This is a genomic window from Pseudomonas sp. X10, assembly GCF_054889225.1.
Map to the genome: position 1 here is coordinate 2347125 of NZ_CM142677.1, position 12567 is coordinate 2359691.

The 12567-nt window shown below is 64.9% G+C and carries 14 protein-coding genes; 10 read left to right on the forward strand and 4 right to left on the reverse strand.

Annotation, left to right across the window (positions count from 1 at the left end; translation table 11 throughout):
- The first annotated feature begins 6 nt into the window (after window positions 1–6).
- The 4 genes from ACYU03_RS10815 to ACYU03_RS10830 all read left to right on the forward strand — a co-directional run bounded on the left by ACYU03_RS10815 (window position 7) and on the right by ACYU03_RS10830 (window position 4841).
- Entirely contained in the window at window positions 7–1398 is a 1392-nt protein-coding gene (locus tag ACYU03_RS10815; RefSeq protein WP_461890538.1) for an FAD-dependent oxidoreductase, read from the forward strand.
- Between the two features lie 96 nt (window positions 1399–1494).
- A complete protein-coding gene (locus ACYU03_RS10820) occupies window positions 1495–2208 on the forward strand; it encodes a YebC/PmpR family DNA-binding transcriptional regulator (RefSeq protein WP_461890540.1) in 714 nt (237 codons plus the stop codon).
- Window positions 2209–2399: 191 nt separating this feature from the next.
- Window positions 2400–3344, forward strand: coding sequence for a LysR family transcriptional regulator (locus ACYU03_RS10825; protein ID WP_461890542.1), 945 nt, complete (start codon window positions 2400–2402; stop codon window positions 3342–3344).
- 81 nt (window positions 3345–3425) lie between these two features.
- Window positions 3426–4841 (forward strand): DOPA decarboxylase, encoded by a 1416-nt coding sequence (locus tag ACYU03_RS10830; RefSeq protein WP_461890544.1) that lies wholly within the window; start codon window positions 3426–3428, stop codon window positions 4839–4841.
- A gap of 106 nt (window positions 4842–4947) precedes the next feature.
- Here the strand turns inward: ACYU03_RS10830 and pncB are convergent, their stop codons facing one another.
- Together pncB and ACYU03_RS10840 are read right to left on the reverse strand one after the other, a co-directional pair.
- Window positions 4948–6150 (reverse strand): nicotinate phosphoribosyltransferase, encoded by a 1203-nt coding sequence (gene pncB / locus ACYU03_RS10835; protein WP_461890546.1) that lies wholly within the window; start codon window positions 6148–6150, stop codon window positions 4948–4950.
- Entirely contained in the window at window positions 6147–6788 is a 642-nt protein-coding gene (locus ACYU03_RS10840) for a nicotinamidase (protein WP_461890548.1), read from the reverse strand. Before ACYU03_RS10840 ends, pncB begins: the two co-directional genes overlap by 4 nt.
- Window positions 6789–6931: 143 nt before the next feature.
- Here ACYU03_RS10840 and ACYU03_RS10845 point away from each other — a divergent pair, with 143 nt between their 5' ends.
- Both ACYU03_RS10845 and ACYU03_RS10850 read left to right on the forward strand, forming a co-directional pair.
- Window positions 6932–7639, forward strand: a complete 708-nt coding sequence (locus tag ACYU03_RS10845) for an NrtR DNA-binding winged helix domain-containing protein (protein WP_461890550.1) — start codon at window positions 6932–6934, stop codon at window positions 7637–7639.
- Between the two features lie 70 nt (window positions 7640–7709).
- Window positions 7710–8111, forward strand: a complete 402-nt coding sequence (locus ACYU03_RS10850; protein WP_461890552.1) for a hypothetical protein — start codon at window positions 7710–7712, stop codon at window positions 8109–8111.
- Here ACYU03_RS10850 and ACYU03_RS10855 read toward each other — a convergent pair.
- Window positions 8108–8725: a LysE family translocator gene (locus ACYU03_RS10855; protein ID WP_461890554.1), complete on the reverse strand. Its 618-nt coding sequence runs from the start codon at window positions 8723–8725 to the stop codon at window positions 8108–8110. The two genes, ACYU03_RS10850 and ACYU03_RS10855, sit on opposite strands and share 4 nt — an antisense overlap.
- 181 nt (window positions 8726–8906) lie before the next feature.
- Here ACYU03_RS10855 and ACYU03_RS10860 point away from each other — a divergent pair, with 181 nt between their 5' ends.
- From ACYU03_RS10860 to ACYU03_RS10875, 4 genes are all read left to right on the forward strand, one after another.
- Window positions 8907–9131 carry an MbtH family protein gene (locus ACYU03_RS10860; RefSeq protein WP_158458391.1) on the forward strand — a complete coding sequence of 75 codons (225 nt, stop codon included), beginning with the start codon at window positions 8907–8909 and terminating at the stop codon, window positions 9129–9131.
- 10 nt (window positions 9132–9141) lie between these two features.
- A complete protein-coding gene (locus tag ACYU03_RS10865; RefSeq protein WP_461890556.1) occupies window positions 9142–9861 on the forward strand; it encodes a thioesterase II family protein in 720 nt (239 codons plus the stop codon).
- Window positions 9862–9918: 57 nt separating this feature from the next.
- Window positions 9919–10470 (forward strand): hydrolase, encoded by a 552-nt coding sequence (locus ACYU03_RS10870; RefSeq protein ID WP_461890558.1) that lies wholly within the window; start codon window positions 9919–9921, stop codon window positions 10468–10470.
- An 89-nt stretch (window positions 10471–10559) separates the two neighbouring features.
- Complete coding sequence (locus tag ACYU03_RS10875; protein ID WP_461890560.1) at window positions 10560–11639, forward strand: DUF1615 domain-containing protein; 1080 nt, start codon at window positions 10560–10562, stop codon at window positions 11637–11639.
- 21 nt (window positions 11640–11660) lie between these two features.
- Here the strand turns inward: ACYU03_RS10875 and ACYU03_RS10880 are convergent, their stop codons facing one another.
- The gene (locus tag ACYU03_RS10880) at window positions 11661–12566 is read right to left on the reverse strand and encodes a metal ABC transporter substrate-binding protein (RefSeq protein ID WP_461891442.1); all 906 of its coding nucleotides are present in this window, start codon (window positions 12564–12566) and stop codon (window positions 11661–11663) included.
- Between the last annotated feature and the right edge of the window lies 1 nt (window position 12567).

The following is a 12567-nucleotide window of genomic DNA, read 5'->3' on the forward strand; positions in this document are numbered from 1 at the left end:
AAACCGATGAGACCGTTTTGGCTGCAACAGGCACTTGATCAGGAAGACGAGGCACTGTGCCCACCCTTGCGAGGCGATGCGCGTTGTGACATCTGCATTGTCGGTGGCGGCTACACCGGGCTGTGGACGGCTCTGATGATCAAGGCACATAACCCGGCCCTGGATGTGCTGCTGATCGAGGCAGACATTTGCGGCGCCGGGGCCAGTGGGCGCAACGGCGGTTGCGCGCTGAGCTGGTCGGCCAAGTATTTCACCCTCGAGCGTCTGTTCGGGGTGGCCGAGGCGGTACGGCTGGTGCGCGAGTCCGAGCAGAGCATCCGCGCCATCGGCGACTTCTGCCGGGCCAACGGCATCGAGTGTGACTATCGCCAGGACGGCACCCTGTACACCGCCACCAACCGTGCCCAGGTCGGCAGCACCGACGCGGTGATCGCGGCCTTGGAGCGCCAGGGGATCAACTCCTTCGAGCGTCTGCCGCTGGAGCAGGCGCAGCGCTTGGCTGGTTCTGATCGGCACCTGGAGGGCTGGTTCTCGCCGGCCGCCGCCACGGTGCAGCCTGGCCGACTGGTGCGCGGCCTGCGCCGAGTGGCTTTGCAGCGCGGCGTGCGCATCCATGAAGGGACTGCCATGACGGGGCTGCAGCACGGTGCGCCGGTGCAGGTGCGCACCGCCCAGGGCGTGGTCCGCGCCGACCGTGTGGTGCTCGGCCTCAATGCCTGGATGGCGCGGGCCTTCCCGCAGTTCGAGCGCAGCGTGGCCATCGTCTCCAGCGACATGGTCATCACCGAGCCCTGCCCGCAGCTGTTGCAGCAGATCGGCCTGGCCAACGGTATCAGCGTGCTGGACTCGCGAATCTTCGTTCACTACTACCACAACACCAGCGATGGCCGGCTGATGCTGGGCAAGGGTGGCAATACCTTTGCCTACGGCGGGCGCATGCTGCCGGTATTCGACCAGCCGTCGCCCTACGAGCGTTTGTTGCGCGACAGCCTGGCGGACTTCTTTCCGGCATTGGCCGAGGTGCCGCTGGCGGCCAGTTGGAACGGGCCATCGGATCGGTCCGTCACCGGCTTGCCGTTTTTCGGCCGCCTGGATGGGCAGGGCAACGTGTTCTATGGCTTTGGCTATTCGGGCAGCGGCGTCGGGCCGTGCCATATGGGAGGGCAGATCCTCTCGTCGCTGGCCCTGGGCCTGGACAACGCCTGGACCCGTTCGCCGCTGGTCAAGGGGCCGCTGGGGCAGTTTCCGCCGGAGCCGATCCGCTACTTGGGCTCGCTGATGGTACGCAACGCCATCCGCCGCAAGGAGCAGGCCGAGGACCAGAACCGCCGGCCACGCCGTTTGGATGTACGCCTGGCACGTTTTGCCGCGGCAGCAGGTAAAGCGGACAAGGGTTAAGCGATTTCTTGTCGATTGGGTGCTGGAGGGCGTATAAACTGCACCCACTTTTGCCGGTCGCTTCCTGAACCGGCACCTGAAACAAAGAGAGTCGACATGGGCGCACAGTGGAAAGCCAAACATAAAGAAGCCGCAGCCAATGCCAAAGGCAAGATCATGGGCAAGCTGGCCAAAGAGATCCAGATTGCCGCGAAATCCGGCGCGGACCCGGACATGAACCCACGCCTGCGCCTGGCCGTGGAACAAGCCAAGAAGGCCTCGATGACCCGCGAGACCCTGGAGCGCGCGATCCGCAAAGGCGCCGGCCTGGACGGCGACGCGGTGCAGTACGCCGCCGTGACCTACGAAGGCTTCGCTCCACACCGGGTGCCGCTGATCGTCGAGTGCCTGACCGACAACGTCAACCGCACCGTCGCCGAGATTCGCGTGGCGTTCCGCAAGGGCCAACTGGGCGCCAGCGGTTCGGTCGCCTGGGACTTCAACCACGTCGGCCTGATCGAAGCGACCCCGGACAACGCCGAGGCCGATCCTGAGATGGCCGCCATCGAAGCCGGTGCCCAGGACTTCGAGCCGGGCGAGGAAGAGGGCTCGACCCTGTTCATCACCGACACCACCGACCTGGACGCCGTGCAGAAGGCCTTGCCGCAGCACGGCTTCACCGTGACCTCGGCGAAGATCGGCTACACCCCGAAGAACCCAGTCAGCGCTGCAAGTCTGAGCGCTGAAGAACTGGCCGAGGTGGAAGAGTTCCTGGAAAAGATCGACGGTCATGATGACGTGCAGAACGTCTACGTCGGGCTGACTGACTGATTTCTGGCATATCTCAGCTTTTACGGCCGAGGCTGTACCTGTAGGAGTCAGCGTTAGCTGGCGATGCAAGGCGCAGCCTTGCCAAAGGTGGGGGCGCTGCGCAGATGTGTGCGTCACCGGGCCATCGCCAACTGACGCTGGCTTCTGCCTCATCCGGCATGCCTCAATTTCTGAGGTTGAGGCTATATCCCATGAACCCCGTTTTCGCCGCCCTCAGCCTTGCCCACCTGCGCACCCTCGACTGCCTGCTGCAGTTGAAGAACCTCAGCCATGCCGCCGAACGCCTGGGCTGCAGCCAGTCGGCGCTGAGCCGGCAACTGGCGCATCTGCGCGAGGCCTTCGACGACCCCCTGCTGGTGCGCCAGGGCCGCGGCTATGTACTGAGCGAACATGCCGAAGGGCTAGTGGAGCCCTTGCGCCAGGTGCTGGAGCAGCTGCAGGCCCTGCGCCAACCGGCGGCCTTCGACCCGGCGCGTTGTGAGCGGCGTTTCTGCCTGGCCGCTTCAGACTATGTCGCCGAGCACATGCTGCCGTTGCTGGTGGCGGTTCTAGAGCAGGAAGCGCCAGGCGTGTCGCTGGAGTACCGAACTTGGCAAGCAGGCCAGTACGCGTTGCTGGCCAGCGGCGAGATCGACCTGGCCACCACCTTGTTCGATGAGTCCCCACCCAACCTGCACGGTCGCCTGCTGGGTGAGGACCGGGCGGTGTGCCTGATGCGCCGGGACCATCCATTGGCGCGCAGCGAAGCGTTGAGCCAGGATGACTACCTGGCCTTCAAGCATGTGCGCATCTCCGGTGGCGGCGACAAGGACAGTTTCATCGACCGCCACTTGCGCGCCCAAGGGCTGCAGCGGCGGATCGGCTTGCAGGTACCGTTTTTCTCGGCAGCGGTGCAGGTGGTCGGCAGCAGCCAATCGCTGGCCACCGTACCCGAGCACATCGCTCGCCAACTCAGCCGCTTGCACCCCTTGGCCTGGCGGCCGCTGGGTTTCGTCGAGCATAGCCAGCGCTACTGGGTGGTCTGGCATCAGCGCTTGCAGGCCTCGGTCGAGCATCGTTGGTTGCGCAACCGGGTGTTCGAACTGTGGCGGCAGTCGCAGTTCGGCGTGCAGGGCGGGCATGCGCCTTCGCCATAGGAGCTATGCGCGAAGCGGCGTGTTTCCCACGCGGCACAACGCCTAGACTCGGTTGACCCCATCCAACCGAGGAGGCACACCGTGAACCCGGAAGAATTCCGCCAGTATGGCCACCAACTGATCGACCTGATCGCCGATTACCGCCAGACCATTGCCGAGCGCCCGGTGATGGCCCAGGTCGAGCCTGGCTATCTCAAGGCTGCCTTGCCCCGGTCGGCACCTGGGCAGGGCGAACCGTTCGCGCGGATCCTCGAGGATGTCTCGCAGTGGGTGATGCCGGGGCTGTCCCATTGGCAGCATCCGGACTTCTACGGCTACTTTCCGTCCAACGGCACTTTGCCGTCGGTGCTGGGCGACTTCCTCAGTACAGGGCTCGGAGTGCTCGGTCTGTCCTGGCAATCCAGCCCGGCGCTCAGTGAGCTGGAGGAAACCACCCTGGACTGGATGCGCCAGTTGCTCGGTTTGTCGGAGCAATGGAGCGGGGTGATCCAGGACACCGCCTCGACCAGTACCCTGGTGGCGCTGATCTGCGCCCGCGAGCGTGCCAGCGGCTATGCTCTGGCCCGTGGCGGCCTGCAGGCCGAGGCCAAGGCGTTGATCGTCTACGCCAGCGCCCATGCCCATAGCTCGGTAGACAAAGCCGCGCTGCTGGCCGGTTTCGGCCGCGACAATATCCGCCTGATCGCGACCGATGAGCGTTTCGCCATGTGCCCCGAAGCGCTGCAGGCGGCCATCGAAGCAGACCTGGCGGCCGGCCGGCAGCCCTGCGCCGTGGTCGCCACCACCGGCACCACGGCCACCACCGCCCTTGACCCCTTGCAGCCGATCGGTACCATCGCCCGTGCCCATGGCCTGTGGTTGCACGTGGACTCGGCCATGGCCGGTTCGGCGATGATCCTCCCCGAATGCCGCTGGATGTGGGACGGCATCGAGCAGGCTGACTCGGTGGTGGTCAACGCGCACAAGTGGTTGGGTGTGGCCTTCGATTGTTCGTTGTACTACGTGCGCGACCCGCAGCACCTGATCCGGGTGATGAGCACCAACCCCAGCTACTTGCAGTCGGCGGTCGATGGTGAGGTGAAGAACCTGCGCGATTGGGGCATTCCCCTGGGGCGGCGCTTTCGCGCCCTGAAACTGTGGTTCATGCTCCGCAGCGAAGGTGTGGAGGCGCTGCAGCAGCGCCTGCGTCGCGACCTGGACAACGCCCGCTGGCTGGCCGAGCAGATCGAGGCCGCGCCAGGCTGGGAGCTGCTGGCGCCGGTGCAACTGCAGACCCTGTGTATTCGTCACCATGGCGATGGGCTCACCGCTGAGGCGCTGGATGCCCATACCCGCGCCTGGGCCGAGCGCCTCAATGCCTCCGGCACGGCCTACGTGACCCCAGCCATGCTGGAGGGGCGCTGGATGGTGCGGGTGTCGGTGGGGGCCTTGCCCACCGAGCGCGAGCACGTGGAGCGATTGTGGACACGGTTGCAGGAGGTGGTTGGGGAGGGCTGAGGTTCGTCGGCGCTGTTGCGCGGTTTGCCGTATCAGTGCACACCGCGTCAGCGAGCGCTGGCCCGTGAAACGCAGCCGGAGGTTGGCTTATCGAACCTGACCTGGCTCAGGCCGCCACCCCGAACACATGTTTCAGATAGGCCACGAAGTTCTCATCCCGGCACTGGGTCTTGCCCGGACTGTCGGAGATCTTGGCCACGGGCGCGCCATTGCAGGCGGTCATCTTGATAACGATGTTCATCGGGTCCACGCCCGGAATGTCGCAGGTCAGGGAGGTGCCGATACCGAAGCTGACGTTGATCCGTTCATGCAGGGCGCGGTACAGCGACAGGGCCTTGGGGAAGTCCAGGCCGTCGGAGAAGATCAGGGTCTTGCTCTTCGGGTCTACTCCCAGGCGTTCATAGTGGGCAATGGCCTTTTCCGCCCAGGCCAGCGGGTCGCCGGAGTCGTGGCGCAGGCCGTCGAAGAGCTTGGCGAAATACAGGTCGAAGTCACTCATGAACGCGTCCATGCCGATGCAGTCGGTCAGGGCGATGCCGAGCAGGCCACGATATTCGCGGACCCAGCACTCCAGCGCGGCAGCCTGGCTGTCGACCAGGCGCGGGCCCAGTTGCTGGTGGGCCATGAACCATTCATGGGCCATGGTGCCGATCGGCTTGAGCTCGAACTCACGGGCCAGGTGCACGTTGCTGGTGCCGACGAACCGGCCGGGAAAATCCCGTTTGAGGGTGTGCACGACATGCTCCTGGACCCGATAGGAGAATCGTCGGCGGGTACCGAAGTCGGCCAGTTGCAGGCCGGCCAGCTCCGTCGTGGAGGCCTCGGCCTTGAGCCAGTCGAGCTTCTCGTAGAGGCGTTCACCCACCTGCTCCATTACCACCTCGCGGTAGCGATAGCGGTTGCGCACTTCCGAGACGATGGCCAGCAGCGGGATTTCATAGAGGATCACGTGCAGCCAAGGGCCACGTAGGCGGATCGCCAGTTGCCCGGCGTCGTCCAGGCCGATCTGGACATAGCGCAGGTTGAAGCGGAACAGGCTGAGGAAGCGGATGAAGTCCGGCTTGATGAAGGGGATTTTCTCTAGGTAGGCCAGTTGGTCCTGGGTCACCGACACCTCGGCCAGTTGCTCGACCTGGTAGCGTATCTCCGCCAGGTAAGGCGCCAGGTCCTCGCCGTTGCGGCAGCGGAACTCCCACTCCACCTCGGCGTTGGGATAGTTGTGCAGCACTGCCTGCATCATGGTGATCTTGTAGAAGTCGGTGTCCAGCAGGTTCTGGATGATGCGGGGGCCGAAGACACTGTCGCTCATGGGCGGGCTTCCTTGATCTGCTTGTCGAGTTGCTCTTCATCCGCGCAGAGGATCACCCCGGCGCTGGTCATTTCGGCGCAGGCGGCGCTGGCTCCGGCTTCGCTCAAGGCGCGGCAGGCCGGGAGGTAAAGCAACACCTGGAAGCCGGCGGCACGCAGTTGCAGGGCGGTGGTCTTGACGCAGTAGTCCAGGGCCAGGCCTCCGACGATCACCACGTCGACTTCCTGTACCTTGAGGTATTCGATCACGCCGGTGGAACGGCGCTCGGCCAGGTCGTGATAGCAGGCGCCGTAGGGGTGTAGGTCGGGCTCGACGCCTTTCCAGACGAAATAGTCGTAGTCGATGGGGGCGGGCAAGCCAGCCAGCAGCTCGAAGCCGGGTGTGCCGGGCACGCAGTGGCTGACCCAGGTCAGGTCGGCATTGGCCAGAGGCAGGGGCTTGAGCATTTGGCTGGCGTCGGTGACTACCCAGGCGGCATTGGCCGGGGGCGCGTCCTTGCTGCCCAGGCGCAGGTCGGCGCGGCGGGCCATGGCATTCAGCGCTGGAGCAATCTCATGGCCGCCGGGCACTGGCAGTTCCTGCGGGGCATGGAGAGTGAAACCGTTCTGGGCGTCGACATCGAAGCTGGCGATCTTCATCGGAAGACTCCTCTGCTGGAATGGTCATATAATTCACTTGGTGTAATAAGTGTGTCAAGTGCTTATTTTTTTATGGGTTACGGCTTGATTGATTTAGTTTTTCTGGTGGAATATGGCGTTTCAGCAGCCGGTGGAGACTTGATGTGAGTACCGTTGAAGTCCTGGCCAGCGTCGACATCGTCGCCTTGCGCCTGGCGCCCGAGGACCCGCGATTGCAGGTGCTGCTGTACCAGCGTGAGCGCGAACCTCATGCCGGAGAGTGGGCCTTGCCCGGAGTGATCGTCAATGGCCGCACCCCGGACAACAACCTAGACGCCGCGGCTCATCGCGCCTTGCACGAGAAGGCGCGGGTCGTGCCGAGGCATCTGGAGCAGGTCGGTACCGAGGGCAATGCCTTCCGCGATCCTCGGGGCTGGTCGTTGAGCACCTATTACCTGGCATTGCTGGGGCCGGAGCAGCAGGCCGATGATTCGCAACTGCGTTTTGTCGATCTGGACAGCGTGAAGGGGCGCAAGGTCCTGCTGCCCTTCGATCACCAGTTGCTGGTGCAGCGGGCCTGCGAGCGCCTGGCGGCCAAGACGGTGTACAGCAACCTGCCGTTGTACCTGGCGCCAGAGAAGTTCACCGTGCTCGATGCCCTCAACGCCGTCCAGGCCTGTCTGGGTCAGCCGGTCAACAACACCTCGTTGCGCAAGCGCCTGGAGCGCATGAAGGCCGAGGGCTGGATCCGCGATACCGGCGAGAAGAACTTCCCGAAACTGGGCCGGCCCCAGCAACTGTTCCAGCACACGCCGCAAAGCGACAAACCCTTCATGTTCGACCGCAGCCTGTTGCCGGAGGGGGCGGGGTAGTGACGGCTGCCGGCGGGCGCTATGGCCTGGGATCTCCCATGGGCATTGGCCACAGGCTATGCTTGCGCTCATGAACGCCAGCCCGCTCATCCGTCAACCCTGCCCACCCGGTGCCTGCAATTGCGGGCGCGAGCGGCTGCATGAATGCGCGGCGGCGGCCCAGCGCATCCTGCTGTTGACCCGTCAGGAAGAGAAGCGTCTGCTCGAGCGCCTGGAAAACCTCAAGAGCCTGGAGGACCTGGCCCTCTTACAGCGGCGGCTGTACGAACAACTGGGCATCCGCGTGCACATCGCCCCAGGTTTCAATGAGGTGCGCACCATGCGTGGCATAGTCATCGAGCTGGAAGAGCAACCAGGGCTGTGCCGCAAGACCCGCCAGGCGATTCCAGCCGCCATCCGCCGGGGGCTGGAGCGCAATCCTGAAGTGGCCTACGGTCTGCTCAATGCCCATGACCTGTTGCGCGACGCTTAGCGCATCACCGCCAGCTTGATCCCGAACCCCACCAGGCACACGCCAGCCAAGCGCTCGAACAGGTTCGACAGGCGCGGGCTGCCCCGCATGCGCTCAGCCAGGTGATGCGTCAGCAATACCGCCACCAGGCCATAGAGGAACGTCAGCGCGGCCACGGTCACGGCCATGAAGGCGAAGGTCAGCAGCCCCTGGTGGCGCACCGGGTCGACGAACAACGGAAAGAAGGCCATGTAGAACATGATCGCCTTGGGATTGAGCAGGGTGATCATCATGGTCTGGCGCAGGTAGTGGCCGCTGTCCATGCTGCTCTGCCGTGGTGCCGTGCCAGGTTTGCTCATGACCATGCGCAGCCCCAGCCAGGCCAGGTAGGCGGCGCCCACCCACTGCACCAGGTGAAAGGCCGTAGGATAGGCGGCGAGCAGAGCGGCCACGCCCGCCACGGCCAGCCACATCAGCACCTGGTCGCCAAGAATCACGCCGCAGGTCGCCGCCAGGCCGCCTTTGATACCGCCCTTGCCGGTGGCAGTGATCAAGGCGAAGTTGCCCGGCCCGGGAATGGCCAGCAGGACGATGAAAGCGATCACGAATGCGCCATAGTCGGTCACGCCTAGCATGTGTCTGTCTCCTGAGGGGGGATTGCCAAGGGAAAGAAAGGTTATGCCATCATCTGCTGATCGTGGAAAGTTAAATACCTGTCTGGGCGGACACTAATTTTTTCCACAGGCCCTTCGTCTCTCCAGTAGCCGCCGAACGCCCTTAGGCCTCGCGCGTTCTCAACATTCAAGGAGACAGGCAATGACTTCCGTATTCGACCGCGACGACATCGTGTTCCAGGTAGTGGTCAACCACGAAGAACAGTATTCCATCTGGCCCGACTACAAGGCCATTCCGGCGGGCTGGCGCGCCGTGGGCAAAAGCGGCCTGAAGAAGGACTGCCTGGCCTATATCGATGAAGTCTGGACCGATATGCGTCCGTTGAGCCTGCGCCAGAAGATGGCTGAAACCGCTGCGGCACAGTGAGGGGCGGCCGGTGTCCGCATTGAACCTGCTCTGCCTGCCGTACTCCGGCTCCAGTGCCATGGTCTACAGCCGCTGGCGGCGCAAATTGCCAGCCTGGGTGCAGGTGCGTCCGCTCGAGTTGCCCGGGCGTGGCGCGCGGCTGGGCGAGCCGCTGCAAACCGACATGCAGGCCCTGGCCCGGCAACTGGCCAGTGAACAGCGTCTGGCCGCCAACGCGCCCTATGCCTTGCTCGGCCATAGCTTGGGGGCGTTGCTGGCCTTCGAGCTGGCCCACGAGCTGCAGGCCCTGGGTTGCCCGGCACCAGTGGCGCTGTTCGCCTGTGGCACGGCGGCGCCGACCCGGCGCGAGGACTACGACGGCAAGAAGTGGCGCGAGCCTAAGAGCGACGCCGAGCTGATTGCCGAGCTGCGCGAGCTGCAAGGCACGCCGGAGGAAGTGCTCGCCAACGAAGAGTTGATGAGCCTGACCCTGCCAGTGCTGCGTGCCGACTTCCTGCTGTGCGGGGGGTACGGCTATCGCCAGCGTCCGCCGTTGCGCTGCCCGTTGCATGTGCTGGCTGGCGAGGATGACCGGGCCACCGAGGATCAGTTGCTGGCCTGGCGCCAGGAGAGTGTCGGGGAGTTCTCCCTTGATGTCTTTCCTGGGGGGCACTTCTTCATTCACGAGCATGAAGACCGGGTCCTGGGCGTGCTGGCGGCGTCCCTGGAACCCCATCGGCTGTCTGCCTGATTGACGTCATCCTTTGCCTGGGGGAGGCTAGGCCTTTTCCCAGGCAAGGGGCAGGCAATGCTGATCGATCCACAACAGGCCACGCTGCTGGTCATCGATATCCAGGAAAAACTCATCGGTGCGGTCAGCGACCCGACCGGTACCTTGGCGCGTGCGCGCTGGCTGCTGGCGGCCACGGCCGAGCTGGAGTTGCCCACCGTCATCTCCGAACAGTACCCCAAGGGCCTGGGGCCGACCGTGGCCGAGCTCAAAGCCGCGTCGCCGGCGGCCGAGGTGGTGGAGAAGGTGCATTTTTCCTGCGTGGCGGCCGACTGCCTGCCGGCCGGCCTGATGGCCCGCGAACAGGTCATCGTCTGTGGCATGGAAACCCATGTCTGCGTGCTGCAGACCGTGCTCGGCCTGCGTGAACTGGGCAAGCAGGTGTTCGTGGTGGAAGATGCCTGCGATAGCCGTGACCCACTGAGCAAGGCTGCCGGTATCGCCCGCATGCGCGATGCGGGCGCGCAGATCGTCACCCGGGAGATGGTGTTGTTCGAGCTACTGGGCAGTGCCAGCCACCCCCTGTTCCGGCATATCAGCAAGACCTACTTGGTGGGCGAGCAGCCTTGAACAAAAACCTGTCCTGACCCCGCCGGTCGATTGCCAGCGCCCGACAGCTGCCGCTATGGTGCATCCACTGATAGAGGTGGGAGGTGATCATGGTCTGGCGTTCAGCGCTGGCAGGAGCAGTGATACTGGCGTTGCTACAAGGCTGCGCCAGCCAGCGCAGCGAACCGGTGGCCGATCCGGCCAAGGTGCGGGCCGAACTGATGCGTCTGTTACCAACCACTGTCCATGACCGCGCCGGTTGGGCGAAGGATATCGAGACCGCTTTCAGCGCCCAGCGTATCGAGCCGAGCAAGAGCAACCTGTGCGCGGTGCTGGCGGTGACCGAGCAGGAATCCACCTTCCAGGCCGATCCCCAGGTCCCTGGGCTTGGCCGCATCGCCCGTGAAGAGATCGATCGTCGCGCTGCGCGCTTGCATATCCCTGGCGTGCTGGTGGAGGGCGTCCTGCAGGCGCCTTCGAGCGATGGCCGCACCTATCAGCAGCGGCTGGCCGCGGTGCGTAGCGAGCGGCAGCTCAGCGCCTTGTTCGACGACTTGATCGGCAGCTTGCCGCTGGGGCGAACCCTGTTGGGTGGCCTGAACCCCGTGCGTACCGGTGGGCCGATGCAGGTCAGCATCGACTTCGCCCAGCGTCATGCGAAGGATTATCCCTATGCCTACAGCGGCACGCTTCGCCAGGAGGTCTTCACCCGGCGCGGCGGCATGTACTTTGGCATCGCGCACCTGCTGGGTTACCCCGCCCACTACGACCGCCAGATCTACCGTTTCGCTGATTTCAATGCTGGCTGGTATGCCAGCCGCAATGCGGCGTTCCAGGCGGCCCTGAGCCGCGTTAGCGGGGTGGACCTGGCGCTCGATGGCGACCTGATCGCGCCTGGGGCGATCCTGCCAGGCAGCACGGAGAAAGCCGCCCGGCGCCTGGGCCCCAAGCTGGGGCTGCGCAACCCAGTGATTCGCGACCACCTGGAGCAGGGCGACAACCTGGAGCTCGAGCAGACCAGGCTTTACAAGGGGGTGTTCGCCCTGGCTGATGCGGCTGCCGGCAAGCGCCTGCCGCGTGCCGTGCTGCCGGGTATCGAACTGAAAAGCCCCAAAATCACCCGCAAACTGACCACAGCCTGGTTCGCCGGCAGGGTGGAGGAGCGCTATCAGCGCTGCATGAAGCGCTGAGGGGGCTGGTGTGTCGTCGCCTCAACCCTGGCTCAACACTCCGACCACCTGTTCGACACTGGCCTTCAGGCCGGCCAGGGTGTCCTGCGGGTCGCTGTCGATCACCAGCAGCTTGGCACCGGATGCGGTGATCACTTGTGCTACGGCCGGGTCGGGCTGGCGGTGGTGCAGCACTAGCGCTACATCTTGCTGCTCGAGGTTTTCACCGAGGGCCTTGAGCGCGGCGGCGTCCCACTTGTCTTCAGCCGGCAGCGGCTGTTCGACGGCATCCAGGTTGAGACCGCTGACCAGGTAGCCGAGCCGCTCCGAGAGGCTGACCACGCTCAGGTTGTCGGCCTCGGCCAGGCGGGTTTCGCTGCTGGAGGTCAGTTCCAGCAACTGGCGCTTGAGGTTGGCGAGGTTGGCTTGGATTTTCGCCTTGTCCGGTGGTGCCAGGCGCTCAAGGTCGTTGGCCAGCACATCGGCCATGCGCCCCAGGTTGGTCGGGTTCAGCCAGGGATAGCCGGCGAAGGCGTTCTCGCCCTGGACCGCGATGCCGGGCAGGGCACCGTCGACCGGGCGCGCGGCATCGATCTCGACGATGCGGATATTGCTGCGCCGGGCCATGGGATAGAGCGGGTCGTCACGCCAGATCGAGCGCAGGGCGATCACCGCGTCGGCCTGTTGCGCGACCTTCTGCAGGCTGGCGCCGCCACGGCCGCTGAAGTAGGACGGTTGACGCGTGGCTGGGAGGTTGGCGGGGGCGGCGCGCTTGAGCTGTATGGAGGTGCCGTCGAGCAGCACGCTGGCCAGGCTGTGGGTCACCGGCAGGGTGGTCAGGACCACGGGCGCGGACTGGGCAACGGAGGCGCTGGCCGGTTCGGCCGCCAGGCCCAGGGCGGGCAGTCCGGCCAATGCCAGGGCCAGGGTCAGGTGCTTGAAGGTCAGG

What these genes read in the sequence shown, in the direction of transcription:
- ACYU03_RS10815 (WP_461890538.1), top strand. Translation starts at nt 7, where the DNA reads ATGAGACCGTTTTGGCTGCAACAGGCACTTGATCAGGAAGACGAGGCA.
- ACYU03_RS10820 (WP_461890540.1), top strand. Translation starts at nt 1,495, where the DNA reads ATGGGCGCACAGTGGAAAGCCAAACATAAAGAAGCCGCAGCCAATGCC.
- ACYU03_RS10825 (WP_461890542.1), top strand. Translation starts at nt 2,400, where the DNA reads ATGAACCCCGTTTTCGCCGCCCTCAGCCTTGCCCACCTGCGCACCCTC.
- pncB (WP_461890546.1), bottom strand. Translation starts at nt 6,150, where the DNA reads ATGAGCGACAGTGTCTTCGGCCCCCGCATCATCCAGAACCTGCTGGAC.
- ACYU03_RS10840 (WP_461890548.1), bottom strand. Translation starts at nt 6,788, where the DNA reads ATGAAGATCGCCAGCTTCGATGTCGACGCCCAGAACGGTTTCACTCTC.
- ACYU03_RS10850 (WP_461890552.1), top strand. Translation starts at nt 7,710, where the DNA reads ATGAACGCCAGCCCGCTCATCCGTCAACCCTGCCCACCCGGTGCCTGC.
- ACYU03_RS10855 (WP_461890554.1), bottom strand. Translation starts at nt 8,725, where the DNA reads ATGCTAGGCGTGACCGACTATGGCGCATTCGTGATCGCTTTCATCGTC.
- ACYU03_RS10860 (WP_158458391.1), top strand. Translation starts at nt 8,907, where the DNA reads ATGACTTCCGTATTCGACCGCGACGACATCGTGTTCCAGGTAGTGGTC.
- ACYU03_RS10870 (WP_461890558.1), top strand. Translation starts at nt 9,919, where the DNA reads ATGCTGATCGATCCACAACAGGCCACGCTGCTGGTCATCGATATCCAG.
- ACYU03_RS10875 (WP_461890560.1), top strand. Translation starts at nt 10,560, where the DNA reads ATGGTCTGGCGTTCAGCGCTGGCAGGAGCAGTGATACTGGCGTTGCTA.